The organism is Paraburkholderia sp. (genome assembly GCF_035501035.1).
In the GTDB taxonomy this organism is placed as follows: Bacteria; Pseudomonadota; Gammaproteobacteria; order Burkholderiales; family Burkholderiaceae; genus Paraburkholderia.
Map to the genome: position 1 here is coordinate 1 of NZ_DATJWR010000314.1, position 14,924 is coordinate 14,924.

A 14,924-nucleotide genomic window follows, 5' to 3' on the forward strand; every position below is an offset into this window, starting at 1 on the left:
TTGTCGGGATCGAGCCCCGTCATCTCCATATCGAGCCAGATCAGGTTCATGTCGGTGCGTTCGAGCGCTGCGGGCGAAAGCGGCGCGCTTTGGCCTTGCTGGCCAGCCTGGTCGGCAGAGGTAATGTCAGTCATGAAAGGCAACCCGGGGAGCGGTGGAGGCGCGGCGCGTGCGCCACATCGCGCGGATGCGTTGCCCGGCCGGCAAGAACATATAATTGTCGCATAGATACCACGGACTTCCTGGATGCCTAATCTGTCCCTCTCCCCGGCGCTGTCCTTCAGCGCGCTGTTCGTCGTTGCCGTACTCGCCATGGTCGCGACCAAGCTCTGGCTCGCATCGCGCCAGATCCGCTTCGTCGCGGCGCACCGTGGCGCGGTGCCCGCCCAGTTCGCCGCTACCATCCCGCTAGCCGCTCACCAGCGCGCCGCCGACTACACGGTCGCACGCACGCGCCTCGGCATGATCGAGATCGTGCTTGGCGCCGTGGTGCTGGTCGCGCTCACGCTGCTCGGCGGCGTGCAGGCGCTCGACCTCGGCATTTCCGATGCGCTCGGGCGCAACTACGTTGGCCAGATCGCGCTCGTCGGCGCCGTGCTCGCCATCTCGGGCATCGTCGAATTGCCGCTCGACTACTACCGCCAGTTCGTGATCGAGGAGCGCTTCGGCTTCAACCGCATGTCGAAGCGCATCTTCATCATGGACCGCGTGAAAGGTCTGCTCGTGGGCGCGGCGTTCGGCATTCCGCTCCTCTTCGTCGTGCTCTGGCTCATGAAGCAGGCCGGCAGCCTCTGGTGGCTCTGGACGTGGGCCGTGTGGGTCGCTTTCCAGATGCTCGTGCTGGTGCTCTATCCCACCTTCATCGCGCCGCTCTTCAATAAATTCGAGCCGCTGCGCGACGAAGCGCTGCGCTCGCGCATCGAGGCCCTCATGCACCGCTGCGGCTTTGCGGCCAAGGGCCTCTTCGTGATGGACGGCAGCCGCCGTTCCGCGCACGGCAACGCCTATTTCACGGGCTTCGGCGCCGCCAAGCGCATTGTCTTCTTCGACACGCTGCTCGCGCGCCTCTCGGGCAGCGAGATCGAGGCCGTGCTCGCGCACGAGCTCGGCCATTTCAAGCGCCGTCACGTCATCAAGCGCATGCTCGTCACGTTCGCGATCAGCCTCGTGCTGCTCGCGCTGCTCGGCTGGCTCTCGCAGCGCGTCTGGTTCTACGAGGGCCTGGGCGTGCGTCCGTCGCTGCTCGGCGGCAACGAAGGGCTCGCGCTCGTGCTGTTCTTCATCGCCGTGCCCGTGTTCCTGTTCTTCGTCACGCCGCTTGGCAGCCTCTCGTCGCGCAAGCACGAGTTCGAAGCCGACGCCTTCGCCGCCACCCAGACGGACGCCCAGCATCTCGTCAACGCCCTCGTCAAGCTCTACGAGGACAACGCGTCGACGCTCACGCCCGACCCGCTCTACACCGCGTTCTACTACTCGCATCCGCCGGCTTCGCAGCGGATCGACCGACTGCTCGCGCACGCATGAACCGCCGCGCAACGAAAGCCGCTAGCGGCGCGCGAGGCGCATCGAGCAACGCCGGCCGGCAGGCCGCCACGCTGCACGGCGTGGTGATCGCCGCCCACGGGCGCCACTACCTCGTCGCGCCCGAAGACGGCGGCGCGCATCTGCAGTGCTTCCCGCGCGGCAAGAAGAGCGAGGTGGCCGTGGGCGACCGCGTGGAGTATCAGGCGAGTTCCGCCGACCAGGGCGTGATCGTCGCGATCGGCGAACGGCGCAACCTGCTCTATCGCTCGGACCAGTTCAAGTCGAAGCTCTTCGCGGCGAACCTCGATCAATTGCTGATCGTGCTCGCCACCGAGCCACACTTCAGCGAGGACCTGCTCGGGCGCGCGCTCGTGGCCGCCGAGGCCAACGACCTCAAGCCGCTCATCGTGCTCAACAAGATCGACGTCGAGGCAGCGCTGCCGCTTGCGCGCGCGCGGCTTGAACGCTATCGCGCGCTCGGCTATACGGTGCTGGAGCTTTCGGTGAAGGGGCAACCCGAGGCCGCGCGCGAGGCGCTTGCCGGGCATCTGCACGACCATCAGACGATCCTGCTCGGTCAGTCGGGCATGGGCAAGTCGACGCTCGTGAACCTGCTGATCCCCGACGCCGAAGCCGCCACGCGCGAGATCTCGACGGCGCTCAACAGCGGCCGCCATACCACGACGTTCACGCGGCTCTACTCGCTACCCGAAGGCGGCGCGCTGATCGATTCGCCCGGCTTCCAGGAGTTCGGCCTCTATCACCTCACCGAAGGCAAGCTCGAGCGCGCGTTTCCCGAGTTCCGGCCGCTCCTCGCGCACTGCCGCTTCTACAACTGCCACCACCTGCACGAGCCGGGCTGCGCGATTCTCGAAGCGGTCGAGCAAGGCCGCATCGCGCCCGAGCGCCAGGCGCTCTACGCGCAGCTCATTCACGAGATCAGTCAGATCGTGCGCTGACGCCCTGCCGCCATGCTCAAGCTCGTGCGCGCGCCGAATCTGCTGATTGCCCAGCACTGGATGAACATCCTCGCCACGGCCGGCGTGCCGTGCGAGCTGCACAACCGTTACCTGAGCGGCGCGATGGGCGAAATTCCCGCCGAGCAGTGCGCGCCCGAGCTATGGCTCATCGACGAGCGCGACGAGAAGCTCGCGCGGCGGCTCATCGAGGAAGCCGTGAACGGGCCGCCGGCGGGCGCCCCCTCGTGGCGCTGCGCGCGATGCGGCGAGGTGCTCGAAGCGCAGTTCACGGTGTGCTGGCAATGCGGACGCGAGCGCGACGTGCGCGACGAGTAACGCGTGCCCTGCATCGATTGACGGTCGACGCCAAAGCAAAATGGGCCGCTTTTCAGCGGCCCATTTTGCCTTTGTGCGAACTCACGATCCGGCGATCAGACCCAGAGGGCGATGGTCAGCATGAGCAGCAGGATCATCCACAGGATCACGGCGCGCCACACGAGGCCCACGGCCGATTGCAGCGTGCGCGGCGTGCAGTCGTCGCCGACGGTGTACGGGCCGCCCTCGCCCGGCTGGGCGAGCGCATCGACGCTCGACGGCTCGGCGAGCGGGCCCGAGAGGCGCGCGCCCAGCGCGCCGCTGCCGGTCGCGAGCAGCACACCTTCGTTGGTGTCGGGCCACTGGTTCGTGTGGTTGCGCCAGGCGTAGATCGCGTCCTCGAAGTTGCCGACGATCGCAAAGCCCAGCGACGTGAGGCGCGCCGGCACCCAGTCGATCACGAAGAACACGCGCTGCGCGAAATCGGAAAACGCCTCGGTGCGGTCGTCGGCGGGACGCGACCACTCGCGCGCGAGGAATTCGGCAAGGCGGTACAGCACCGCACCCGCGGGCCCGATCGGCACGAGGAACCAGAAGAACACGCCGAACACGTGCCGATGCGAGGCAACCACGGCATGAATGAGCGTATGGCGCACGATCTCGCTCACGGGCATGTCGACGGCGTCGATACCGGTCCATTCGTGGAGGATCTCACGCGCGCGCGGCACGTCGTCGTTGTTGAGCGCGAGATGGATGTCGGTGAAGTAGTGGCTGAACTGCCGAAAGCCGAGCGTGAAGTACACCACCACCACGTTCCACAGAAACGCCAGCACGAAGCTGATGTGATAGAGCACGTAGTAGACGAGCGCCGTGGCGAGCGTCCACGGCAGCACGACCACGAGCCACGCGATGAGACCATGTTTCTGCTTGCCGGCGTCAAAGCCGTGAGCGGCCCATTCCGCATTGAGGCGCACGAGCGCCATGACGGGATTGTTGGGCGACAGCGCCCGCACCTGTTCGATGACGAGGGCCAGCAATACGGAAAAGAAGGTCATGCGACGCGCCGAGCGATTCGAGTTTTAGAAATTGTTGCAACGATATCACAGGGCCAGATGTGCCTGACCGTCGGGCGGCAAACTCGCAACACTGCACCATGGTGCTTGCATGTGGCGCGGGAAGCGTTGCACGTTATGCGAGCAGGAAACGGTAGAAGTTGCGCAGCATGCCTGCCGTCGCGCCCCAGATGAAATGCGTGGCGCCGATCCCCGGTGTGGCGCCTCTCTCATGGCGATCGGGGTACGGCATCGCGAAAAAGCGCCGCTCGCCGCCTTCCCAGCGGAACACGCGCACCTGGTGATGCGCCGGGTTCATGAGAAAGCCTAACGGCACCTCGAAGATGCTCGCCACTTCGAGCGAATCCGCAGCCACGGTGAATGGCTCGTGCACGAGCCCAACCACGGGCGTCACCTTGAAGCCCGTGCCAGTCAGATAGTCCGGCAACGCGCCCAACACCTCGACACGCGCGGGGTCGAGGTTCACTTCCTCGTGCGCCTCGCGCAGCGCGGCGGCGATCGGCGTAGCGTCGGACGGCTCACGGCTGCCGCCGGGAAAGCTCACCTGGCCGGCATGGTTGCTGAGGTTGTCGGCTCGCTGCGTGAGCAGTACGGTCAGGCCGGCGGCGCGCATGACGATCGGCACGAGCACGGCGGCCTCGCGCGGGTCGCGAATTTCGGCGAGTCGGGCTTCCTGCGGCTCGGGGTCCCACGGCAGACGCTGCTCGAAGCGCATGCGCAGACCGCCTGGCGTAAGGCGCTCCGCTGCGACCTGGGGGAGGTTTGCGCCCGTCGATTCGATCGGCAGGCTTTCGGGTTCAAATACTGGACGGGTCAACGGCTGTCTCGGATTGCGCTTACACGAGCTTATTTTGCGGCCAAAAAGAAAAAAGCACCCCGAGGGGTGCTTTTTTCTTACAGCTTTTACGCCTGCTCGCTCGGAGCCGCTGCGCGGTCTTTCGACACCAGCTTTTCCTTGATACGAGCCTTCTTGCCCGACAGGTTGCGCAGGTAGTACAGCTTCGCGCGACGCACGTCGCCGCGGCGCTTCACCACGATGCTTGCCAGCAGCGGCGAGTACGTCTGGAACGTACGCTCGACGCCTTCACCCGACGAGATCTTGCGCACGATGAACGACGAGTTCAGGCCGCGATTACGCTTCGCGATCACGACGCCTTCATATGCCTGAACGCGCTTGCGGTTACCTTCAACCACGTTCACGTTGACGATCACCGTATCGCCGGGGGCAAATTCGGGGATGGTCTTCTCGCCCAGCACGCGCTGGATTTCTTCCTGCTCGAGTTTTTCAATCAGATTCATGACTGACTCCGTAAGCCATCTTGTCGGCGTTCGTACCTGTGCCGGATTCCAGCATTGGTGCTGGCAAAGCATCCTGGCAACTACGGCCCCGATAGAGGATGGATTCACAACTGGCACCGTTTCACGCATGAAGCGGTACCGCCTTTGACGCCACGCGCCGCAACCGAGCGAAGCGTTACGCTTCGCTCGAGCCCTTCGCGAGACTAGCGAGCCATGCCTCGTCGGCACGGCTTAGCATCTTGTTCTTCCGGGCCCGCTCGATCAGATCGGGCCGCTTGTTCCACGTGTTGCGCAACGCCTCGCGGCGGCGCCACTGCTCGATTTCCGCGTGATGGCCGCCAAGCAGCACATCGGGCACACGCACGCCGTCGTGCTCCTCCGGGCGCGTGTAATGCGGACAGTCGAGCAAACCGTCTACGAAGCTGTCCTGCACTGCCGAAAGCGCATCGTTGAGCACGCCCGGCAGATGCCGCACCACGGCGTCCATCAAGGCCATCGCGGGCAGCTCGCCCCCCGAGAGCACGAAGTCGCCGAGGCTCACCTCTTCATCCACGCAGCGGTCGACGAGACGCTGGTCGATCGCCTCGTAACGCCCACACAGCAAGACGAGGCCCGGCTCCTGCGCGAACTGCATGACGCGTTCGTGCGTGAGCGGCTTGCCTTGCGGCGACATCAGCAGCACGCGCGGCACGCCCGCCCCTTCAACACCGGCCTGCGCCTGCGCGGCTTTCGCCGCGCCGATCGCCGCTTCGAGCGGCTTGGCCAGCATGACCATGCCGGGGCCGCCGCCATAGGGACGGTCGTCGATCGTGCGGTAGTTGTCGGTCGTGAAATCGCGCGGATTCCACGTGCGCAACGTGTAACGCTGCTGCTTCGCCGCCCGGCTCGTGATGCCCCAGTCGGTCAGCGCGCGGAACATCTCGGGAAAGAGCGTAACGACATCGAACTGCATCGCTCTCTCCGTTCAGCGAAATTGAATCAAGGCGCCTAGTGTTGGCCTGCTACTGCGGGCCCGCTACTGCTTCAGTAATCGGCTTCCCAGTCGACGACGATGCGCTTGCCCGTCAGGTCGACCGTCTTCACGAACACGCCAACGAACGGGATCAGACGCTCGCCGGTGGCCGGCTTGCCATCCTTGCCCGTTGACGGGTACGTGACACGCAACACCGATTGCGCGCCATTGTCGATCAGGTCGGCGACCTTGCCGAGCTCGACGCCCGCCTCGTTGGCGACATCGAGGCCGATCAGGTCGACCCAGTAATACTCGTCCGCTTCGGGCGCCGGGAATTCGGCACGGCTCACGTACACGCGGGCGCCGCGCAACAGCAGCGCGGCATCGCGGTCGGCAACGCCGACGAGCTGCCCGACGACGCTGTCGCCATGAATCTTGGCGCTCACGCGCCCGGCGGAATGACGCTCACGGTGCGCCTGGCCCTCGTGGCCCTTGACGAGCCACCAGCGCCTCGCCGAAAGCAGTGCCTTGCTGTCCTGCGCGTGCGGCGCGACCTTAACCCAGCCCTTGAGGCCGTAGGCATCGATCACGGCGCCGACTTCGACTGCATCGGCAGGCCAGCTCGATTCGGTTTCGGCGCGCAGCCCTTCGGACGTGCTCGCAGCTTTCGCGGCGCTCTCGCGCGCAGGCTTGCGCACGAACGCGCCGAACGACGGCGCGCCGCGACGCCCGGCTTCGCCGGCCGCCCCGCTTTGCGACGCGTCGCTCGCCGTGACGGCAGATTTGACGTCGTCATGCGCGGACATCGGCACTCCTCGCGACCAGCTTGATATCGCATACGCGGCTCATGCTGCGCGCACGCGGGTAAAACACAGACAGCAGCCTGTAAAAGACTTAAGCAGCCGGCGTAGCGGCAGCAGCCTTTTGCGACTGCTTCACGAGACGCTCGACAGCCGGCGACATTTGCGCGCCGTTTTCCTGCCAGTACGTGACGCGGTCTTGAGCGATGCGCAGCGTTTCACCCTTGGTGGCGACCGGGTTGTAGAAGCCCACGCGCTCGATGAAACGGCCGTCGCGACGGTTACGCGAGTCGGTTGCGACGATGTTGTAGAACGGGCGCTTCTTCGAGCCGCCGCGTGCCAGACGGATGATGACCATACTAAAATCCTTGAAAACCGGGGGTTCGGGACTACTGAAACATGCGATTATAGCCCGAAACTGGAGGCATAACAAACACTTAACGGGAAATTGCGCGCGGGCGCGCGGAAAGCGGCGGTACGCAGCGGTCAAACTACGGCCCACGCCCATGGCGGACGGGCCCTGGAGCGGATTGTGGCGACTTTCGGACAACTCGTGCAATGGGCATATCGCCGTTGGGGCGGCGGCGCGCTGGCTAGCGCCTTCTTTTTACCCTCCCGCCGAGCTGCCGGGCGCTTTGTCGCCGCGTCGCTCGCCCTTGCGGCCGCCCTGCTCACGGTAGCGCCCGCTCACGCAGCGCTGCCTCTCGAGCGCATCAAGCTGCCGCCCGGCTTTCATATCGAGGTGCTCTCCGACGACGTGCCCGCGGCCCGCGAGATGGCGCTTTCGGGCGACGGCAGCATCCTCTACGTGGGGAGCTTTCAAGGCAACGTCTACGCGCTCGAGTTGAAAAACGGCACGGTCGAGAAGCGCCACGTCATCGCTTCGGGGCTGACGATGCCGGTTGGCGTGGCCTGGCGCAACGGCGCGCTGTATGTTTCGGCGGTCTCGTCGATCATGCGGCTCGACGACATCGATCACCATTTGAGCGCTCCGCCCAAACCGGTGGTCGTCACCGACGCCCTACCCGACGAGCGCCATCACGGCTGGAAATTCATCGCCTTCGGCCCCGACGGCAAGCTCTATGTGCCGCAAGGCGCGCCGTGCAACGTCTGCCTGCCGGCGAGCGACCCGCAGCGCGTGCATTTCGCGATGATCGGCCGCATGGACCCCGATGGCTCGCACTACGAGACCATCGCGCGCGGCGTGCGCAATACGGTCGGCTTCGCCTGGCATCCGCAGACGCATGAGCTGTGGTTTACCGACAACGGCCGCGACATGATGGGCGACGACATCCCCGACGACAAGCTCAACCGCCTCTCCCACGTGGGCGAGGACTTCGGCTTTCCGTACTGCCACGGCGGGAATGTCCCCGACCCCGAGTTCGGCGCGGGTCATCCGTGCAGCGCGTTCACGCCGCCCGTCATCGGGCTCGGCGCGCACGTCGCGTCGCTCGGCATGCGCTTCTACGCGGGCCCGATGTTTCCCGCCGATTACACGAACAGCATCTTCATCGCCGAGCACGGTTCGTGGAACCGCAGCAAGAAGGTCGGCTATCGCGTGGTGCGCATCAGCGCCAATGCCGACGGCACGCATGCCCGCCAGGAAGTCTTCGCACAGGGCTGGCTCAACCCCGACGAGACGCAATGGGGCCGCCCCGCCGACGTCCTGCCGCTGCCCGACGGCTCGCTTCTGATCAGCGACGACTACGCCGGCGCGATCTACCGCGTCACTTACAGCAAGCCCTGATCTAGCCGCCGCGCGCGGGCGCATGGCATGGTGCCGCGCATAAGCGCGCGCTCGTCCTGCAAGACGCGCGCGCGGCTACAATGCCCAGCGGCCGTCCACGATCGCATCAGCCCATGCCCAACGAGAAAAACCCCGCACGCTTTCGCTCCAAGACGCTCACCGCCGCGCTCGCATTCCTGCTCGGCAGCTTCGGCGCTCACCGCTTCTATCTGTACGGCCCGCGCGACGCGTGGGGCTGGGCCCATGTGCTTGGCACACTCCTCGGCATTCCCGGCGTGCTCCTGCTGAGCGCGACCGAACGCGCCTCGATACCCGGCTGGGCGCTTGCCGTGATCGGCGCGGTTTCGGTGCTTTCGGCGTTCCTCGCGGCGATCGTCTATGGACTGCGCCCAGACGCCCGATGGGACGCGCAATTCAATGCCGCGTTCGCGCGGAACGGCCGCACGAGTCGCTCGGGCTGGACGGTCATTTTCATCGTGATCTTCTCGCTGCTGATCGGCGCGTTTCTGTTGATGACGGGCCTCGCGCTCTCGTTCCAGACGTACTTCGAGTCGCAGGTCGAGGCCGCGAAGGCGATCTCCCAGTAACGGCGGCGTGTCGACCCGAGTTAGCGCTTTAGCGCTTACTCGGGTCCCATGCAAAGCTGTCGACCCGAGTTAGCGCTTTAGCGCTTACTTGGGTCCCATGCAAAGCTGTCGACCGGCGTTGGCGCTTCGGCGCTTGGTCCCGTGGCGCTTCCCTTGGCCCGCGACGCCCCGCTCAGAACAAGTCGAGTTGCGGCTTCTCGCGCACCGCTTTGGTCTGCACGAACGCAGACATGTCGAGAATGCCGTGTCGTCGCTCGTTGAGCCCCAGGCGCCGCACTGCGTTACGAAAGCGCTGCTTGAGCAGATCGGACCAGAGGCCCGTGCCCTTCATACGCTGCGAAAACGCCGATTCGTAATCCTTGCCGCCGCGCATGTCGCGCACGCGGCTCATCACACGCTCGGCACGTTGCGGATAGTGCGCCGCGAGCCAGTCGCGAAAGAGTGGCGCGACTTCCCAAGGCAGGCGCAGCACGATGTAGCTCGCACTCGTCGCGCCGGCCTCAGCGCAGGCTTCGAGCACGCGCTCCATGTCGGGCTCGGTCACGAACGGAATCACCGGCGCGATGCTCACGCCCACCGGCACCCCGGCCTCGGCCAGCGTGCGGATCGTGCGCAGACGCCTCGACGGCGTGGCCGCGCGCGGTTCGAGCGAGCGCGCGAGATCGGCGTCGAGCGTGGTGATCGTGATCGCGGCCATGAACTGCTGGCGCTCGGCCATCGGCACGAGCAGATCGAGATCGCGCTCGATCAGCGAGGATTTCGTGATGGCCGCGAACGGATGCTGCCGCTCGGCGAGCACTTCGATCACGCGGCGCGTGATGTGCAGCTCGCGCTCGACGGGTTGCCAGGCGTCCGTGTTCACACCTAGCGCAATGGGCTCGGGCTCGTAGGCCGGTTTGGCAAGCTCGCGCGCGAGCAACTCCGGCGCATTGACTTTCGCGTAGATACGGCTTTCGAAGTCGAGGCCCGGCGAGAGGCCCAGATAGCTGTGAGTAGGCCGCGCGAAGCAGTAGATGCAACCATGCTCGCAACCGCGGTAAGGGTTGAGCGAGACGTTGAACGGGATGTCGGGCGACTGGTTGCGCGTGAGGATGCTTTTCGCGTGCTCCTCGAAGACCTCGGTGCGCAAGACGGGATCGCCGCCTTCCTCCGTGCCTTCTCCCTGGCCGCCGCTCACGTGCTGCCACCCGTCGTCAAATGCCTCGCGCTGGTCGACTTCGTAGCGCCCCTGCAGGTTCGTGACCGCCCCTCGCCCCTTGCGCGGCGCGAGCGGTGCAAGGGGATGCCAGGCATCGGGATCGTGGTTGGAATCGGTCACGGCTGAAACGGAGAGGACATGAGAAACGCGGCTCGATGCTGTATAAATATACAGTATCGAGCCGCGTTGTCGAGTCCTTAAAACAGGGCGCTTTCAGTCGCTTCAGTTGCTTCAATCGCCAACGGCGATCGTCAGCGTCTCCTTGATCTCCTCCATCACCACATAACTCTTCGACTGCACCGCGCCCGGCAGTTGCAGCAGGATGTCGCCGAGCAGCTTGCGGTAGTCGGCCATCTCGCCAATGCGCGCCTTGATCAGATAGTCGAAGTCGCCCGAGACGAGATGACATTCGAGCACCTCGGGAATCTTTTGCACTTCGCGACGAAACTGGTCGAACATGTTGCCGCTCTTGTGGTCGAGCGTGATCTCCACGAACACGAGCAGCGCCGCGCCCAGCACGGCGGGATTCACGCGCGCGTAGTACCCCGTGATGACGCCGTCGCGCTCCATCCGCTTGACGCGTTCGATGCACGGCGTGACCGAGAGCCCGACCTGCTCCGCAAGGTCTTTCATGGCCATCCGGCCGTCCTGTTGCAGCAGTTTCAGGATGCGGTGATCGAGCCTGTCGAGCGCGCGGACGGGTTGGCGCTGCGTTCTCATGATTTATTCCTGAAAATCTGAAAAATACGATAACAAAATCTGGCCACACAACAATAGCATAGCTGTTAATGCTGGCTACACCGGTTTTTTCATGCCTTCAGCGCTATGGGTGCCAAAACATGGCACAACAGCGCCCGGCTTCGAGTCGTAGCCCCAACAAATCTACCTGGAGCAGCTATGCGAGTCGTCGTATTGGGCAGTGGTGTGGTCGGGGTGGCCAGCGCCTGGTATCTCGCCCGCGCGGGACACGAAGTGACGGTGATCGACCGCGAGGCCGGCCCCGCGCTCGAAACCAGTTTTGCCAACGCCGGCCAGATCTCGCCGGGCTACGCCGCGCCGTGGGCTGCGCCTGGCGTGCCGCTCAAGGCGATCAAGTGGATGTTCGAGAAGCATGCGCCGCTCGCCATCCGCCTCGACGGCACCAAATTCCAGCTGCAGTGGATGTGGCAGATGCTGCAGAACTGCACGGCCGAGCGCTATGCGCTCAACAAAGGCCGCATGGTGCGCCTCGCCGAATACAGCCGCGACTGCATGCAGGCGCTGCGCGCCGACACCGGCATCCAGTACGAAGGCCGCACGGGCGGCACGCTGCAGGTGTTCCGCACGCAGCAGCAGTTCGATGGCGCGGCGAAGGACATCGCCGTCCTGAAAGAAGCCAACGTTCCGTATGAGTTGCTCACCGCCGCCGAGCTCGGCCGCGCCGAACCGGCGCTCGCCGCGGTCTCGCACAAGCTCACGGGCGGCCTTCGCCTGCCCGGCGACGAGACCGGCGACTGCCAGCTCTTCACCACGCGTCTCGCCGCGATGGCCGAGCAACTGGGCGTGAAGTTCCGCTACAACACGCCGATCGACAGCCTGGCCGTTGCGGGCGACCGCATCACGGGCGTGCAGTGCGGCAGCGAGATGGTGCGCGCCGACGCCTATGTGGTCGCGCTCGGCTCGTTCTCCACGAAGATGCTCGCGGGTCTCGTGAAGATCCCCGTCTACCCGCTCAAGGGCTACTCGATCACGGCGCCGATCGTGAACGCAGAGGCCGCGCCGGTTTCCACCGTGCTCGACGAAACCTACAAGATCGCGATCACGCGTTTTGACGACCGGATCCGCGTGGGCGGCATGGCGGAGATCGTCGGTTACGACAAGACGTTGAAGCAAGCGCGCCGCGAAACGCTCGAAATGTGCGTGAACGACCTGTTCCCGGGCGGGGGCGACACGACGAGCGCCACCTTCTGGACCGGCCTGCGCCCGATGACGCCGGACGGCACGCCGGTGGTTGGCCGCACGCCGATCTCGAACCTGTTCCTGAACACGGGCCACGGCACGCTCGGGTGGACGATGTCTTGCGGTTCAGGCCAGCTGCTCGCCGACCTGATCTCCGGCAAGCAGCCCGCGATCAGGGCCGACGATCTTTCGGTCCACCGCTATCTCGGCGATACGCAGGGCTCGGGCCGCCCGGCGTACGCATGATCGCGCGCGTCTCGACCGTCTCACTCGCGACATGAACGAACACGGCGCCTCCGGGGCGCCGTGTTGCATTTCTGCTGCTATGCGATGCGCTCGCGCGCCGCTTGCACGCTAGAACTGATCCTCCGTGAGCGCCAGCATGCCTTCAGCCCCGTTCGCGCTGACGATCGCGGCTTCGAGTGCCACTGCCTGCGGCAGCACGTGTTGCGCGAAAAACTGTGCCGTGGCGATCTTGGCGCCGTGGAACTTCGGATCGTCCTGCATGAGGCGCTGCGAGGCGAGCATCGCGCGCGCCATCTGCCAGCCGCCCAGCACGATCCCCGCAAGCTTCAGATACGGCACGCTACCGGCGAACACCGCGTTCGGGTCGCTTTTTGCCTTCGCCAGCACGAAGTCCACGGTTGAGGCCAGTGCCTGTGCGCCGAGCGCGAGGTGCTTGCGCATCGCCTCGAACGCCGCGCCTTCGTGCGCGCCGAGCGCATCGACGGTCTGTGCGATATCGCCAAGCAACGCCCTCGCAACTGCGCCGCCGTCGCGCAGCGTCTTGCGCCCAATCAGATCGTTCGCCTGGATCGCCGTCGTCCCCTCGTAGATCGGCAGGATGCGCGCGTCGCGATAGAACTGCGCGGCGCCCGTTTCCTCGATGAAACCCATGCCGCCGTGCACCTGTACGCCGAGGCTTGTCACCTCCAGCGAGAGCTCGGTGCTCCAGCCCTTCACGATGGGCACGAGATACTCGTAGCGCGCCTGATGCTGCGCACGTGCAGCCTCGTCGGGATCGCGATGGGCACGGTCGCTCTCACCCGCGGCGACGTAGGCGAGCGCACGCGCGGCCTCGGTGAGCGCGCGCATCGTCGCGAGCATGCGGCGCACGTCGGGGTGGTGAATGATGGTCGCGGCCTGCTTTGCGGAGCCATCCACAGGACGGCTCTGCACGCGCTCCTTCGCGTACGCGAGCGCCTTCTGATACGCGCGGTCCGATATGGCCACGCCTTGCATGCCCACTGCGAAACGCGCCGCGTTCATCATGATGAACATGTACTCGAGGCCGCGATTCTCCTCGCCGATCAACTGGCCTAGCGCGCCGCCATGATCGCCGAACTGCAGCACCGCGGTCGGGCTCGCCTTGATGCCGAGCTTGTGCTCGATCGATACGCAATGCACGTCGTTGCGTGCGCCGAGTGTACCGTCTTCGTTGACGAGAAACTTCGGCACGATGAAGAGCGAGATGCCCTTCACGCCTTCGGGCGCGTCTGGCGTGCGCGCGAGCACGAGATGGACGATGTTCTCCGCCATGTCGTGCTCGCCCCAGGTAATGAAGATCTTCGTGCCGAAGAGCTTGTACGTGCCGTCGCCCTGCGGTTCGGCGCGCGTGCGCACGGCCGCGAGGTCGGAGCCCGCCTGCGGCTCGGTGAGGTTCATCGTGCCGGTCCATTCGCCCGAAATGAGCTTGGGCACGAAGCGCTGCTTTTGCGCTTCGCTGCCGGCCGTGAGCAGCGCTTCGATCGCGCCGTCGGTGAGCAGCGGGCACAGCGCGAACGAGAGATTCGCTGCGTTGAGCATCTCCATGCACGGCGTGCCCACTAGTTTGGGCAAACCTTGTCCTTCGTACTCCTGTGGATGTTGCACGCCTTGCCAGCCGCCTTCGACGTATTGCCGGAATGCCTGCTTGAAACCGGGCGTGGCATGCACGGTTCCGTTTTCCCAGCGGCTCGGATTGCGGTCGCCTTGCACGTTGAGCGGCTCGATCACTTCGCCGCAAAGCTTCGCCGACTCGTGCAGCACGGCCTCGACGGTTTCCGGCGCGGCATCTTCGCCGCCCGGCAACTTCGCGATGTCTTCGAGGCCGGCCAACTCCTTCATGACGAACAACATGTCGCTCGTGGGCGCCTGGTACATGTCAGTCTCCTCTCGTGTCGATCGGACCTGGTATGTCGATCAGAGTCAGCGCTTTGGCGCTCGCTCCGGACCCATCGCGCCTGGTCCGATACCAGGCAGGGCACGGGTTCCTGAAATGACAAAGGGGCGCCGCGCGCCCCTTTTGTGCTTCGTTTTACGCCGGATATCCAGTCATGACTGTCGGCCTTTGTTCGCTCATGGCACCGGCCTGCTTCAGCCGAGTTCCTTCACGAGTTCAGGCACGAGTGCGAACAGGTCGCCCACGAGACCGTAGTCGGCCACGCTGAAGATCGGCGCTTCTTCGTCCTTGTTGATCGCGACGATCACCTTCGAGTCCTTCATGCCGGCCAGGTGCTGGATCGCGCCCGAGATGCCCACCGCCACGTACAA

General features: G+C 65.3%; 15 protein-coding genes and 1 pseudogene. 6 read left to right on the top strand and 10 right to left on the bottom strand.

Annotated features, from left to right (window positions below):
• Positions 1–246: 246 nt before the first annotated feature.
• The 3 genes from VMJ11_RS23160 to VMJ11_RS23170 are packed head-to-tail and all read left to right on the top strand — an operon-like array spanning position 247 to position 2,819.
• Positions 247–1,524, top strand: a complete 1,278-nt coding sequence (locus tag VMJ11_RS23160; protein ID WP_325622153.1) for a M48 family metallopeptidase — start codon at positions 247–249, stop codon at positions 1,522–1,524.
• Positions 1,521–2,483, top strand: a complete 963-nt coding sequence (gene rsgA / locus VMJ11_RS23165; RefSeq protein WP_325622155.1) for a ribosome small subunit-dependent GTPase A — start codon at positions 1,521–1,523, stop codon at positions 2,481–2,483. Before VMJ11_RS23160 ends, rsgA begins: the two co-directional genes overlap by 4 nt.
• 12 nt (positions 2,484–2,495) lie before the next feature.
• A complete protein-coding gene (locus tag VMJ11_RS23170; RefSeq protein ID WP_325622157.1) occupies positions 2,496–2,819 on the top strand; it encodes a DUF2007 domain-containing protein in 324 nt (107 codons plus the stop codon).
• Positions 2,820–2,914: 95 nt separating this feature from the next.
• On the opposite strand, the gene VMJ11_RS23175 is transcribed toward VMJ11_RS23170, so the two are convergent.
• From VMJ11_RS23175 to rpsP, 6 genes are all read right to left on the bottom strand, one after another.
• Positions 2,915–3,853 carry a CobD/CbiB family protein gene (locus VMJ11_RS23175; RefSeq protein ID WP_325622159.1) on the bottom strand — a complete coding sequence of 313 codons (939 nt, stop codon included), beginning with the start codon at positions 3,851–3,853 and terminating at the stop codon, positions 2,915–2,917.
• Between the two features lie 133 nt (positions 3,854–3,986).
• The gene (locus tag VMJ11_RS23180) at positions 3,987–4,688 is read right to left on the bottom strand and encodes a CoA pyrophosphatase (RefSeq protein ID WP_325622161.1); all 702 of its coding nucleotides are present in this window, start codon (positions 4,686–4,688) and stop codon (positions 3,987–3,989) included.
• Between the two features lie 86 nt (positions 4,689–4,774).
• On the bottom strand, positions 4,775–5,170 hold the full coding sequence (gene rplS / locus VMJ11_RS23185; protein WP_325622163.1) for a 50S ribosomal protein L19: 396 nt from the start codon (positions 5,168–5,170) through the stop codon (positions 4,775–4,777).
• 175 nt (positions 5,171–5,345) lie between these two features.
• Positions 5,346–6,122, bottom strand: coding sequence for a tRNA (guanosine(37)-N1)-methyltransferase TrmD (gene trmD, locus VMJ11_RS23190; protein ID WP_325622165.1), 777 nt, complete (start codon positions 6,120–6,122; stop codon positions 5,346–5,348).
• 71 nt (positions 6,123–6,193) lie between these two features.
• Entirely contained in the window at positions 6,194–6,928 is a 735-nt protein-coding gene (rimM, locus tag VMJ11_RS23195) for a ribosome maturation factor RimM (protein WP_325622167.1), read from the bottom strand.
• Between the two features lie 88 nt (positions 6,929–7,016).
• Positions 7,017–7,280, bottom strand: a complete 264-nt coding sequence (gene rpsP / locus VMJ11_RS23200) for a 30S ribosomal protein S16 (RefSeq protein WP_325622170.1) — start codon at positions 7,278–7,280, stop codon at positions 7,017–7,019.
• Positions 7,281–7,511: 231 nt separating this feature from the next.
• Between rpsP and VMJ11_RS23205 the strand changes: the two genes are divergently transcribed.
• Positions 7,512–8,669 (top strand): PQQ-dependent sugar dehydrogenase, encoded by a 1,158-nt coding sequence (locus VMJ11_RS23205; protein WP_414694456.1) that lies wholly within the window; start codon positions 7,512–7,514, stop codon positions 8,667–8,669.
• A gap of 113 nt (positions 8,670–8,782) precedes the next feature.
• Entirely contained in the window at positions 8,783–9,256 is a 474-nt protein-coding gene (locus VMJ11_RS23210; protein ID WP_325622171.1) for an NINE protein, read from the top strand.
• Between the two features lie 172 nt (positions 9,257–9,428).
• Here VMJ11_RS23210 and VMJ11_RS23215 read toward each other — a convergent pair whose 3' ends face one another.
• Both VMJ11_RS23215 and VMJ11_RS23220 read right to left on the bottom strand, forming a co-directional pair.
• The gene (locus tag VMJ11_RS23215) at positions 9,429–10,574 is read right to left on the bottom strand and encodes a PA0069 family radical SAM protein (protein ID WP_325622172.1); all 1,146 of its coding nucleotides are present in this window, start codon (positions 10,572–10,574) and stop codon (positions 9,429–9,431) included.
• 111 nt (positions 10,575–10,685) lie between these two features.
• On the bottom strand, positions 10,686–11,174 hold the full coding sequence (locus VMJ11_RS23220; RefSeq protein ID WP_325622173.1) for an Lrp/AsnC ligand binding domain-containing protein: 489 nt from the start codon (positions 11,172–11,174) through the stop codon (positions 10,686–10,688).
• A 105-nt stretch (positions 11,175–11,279) separates the two neighbouring features.
• Here VMJ11_RS23220 and VMJ11_RS23225 point away from each other — a divergent pair, with 105 nt between their 5' ends.
• The gene (locus VMJ11_RS23225; protein ID WP_325622175.1) at positions 11,280–12,638 is read left to right on the top strand and encodes a D-amino acid dehydrogenase; all 1,359 of its coding nucleotides are present in this window, start codon (positions 11,280–11,282) and stop codon (positions 12,636–12,638) included.
• Positions 12,639–12,746: 108 nt separating this feature from the next.
• Here VMJ11_RS23225 and VMJ11_RS23230 read toward each other — a convergent pair whose 3' ends face one another.
• Both VMJ11_RS23230 and VMJ11_RS23235 read right to left on the bottom strand, forming a co-directional pair.
• Complete coding sequence (locus tag VMJ11_RS23230) at positions 12,747–14,534, bottom strand: acyl-CoA dehydrogenase (RefSeq protein WP_325622177.1); 1,788 nt, start codon at positions 14,532–14,534, stop codon at positions 12,747–12,749.
• A 213-nt stretch (positions 14,535–14,747) separates the two neighbouring features.
• Positions 14,748–14,924, bottom strand: a pseudogene (locus VMJ11_RS23235) (electron transfer flavoprotein subunit alpha/FixB family protein); the annotation flags it as partial.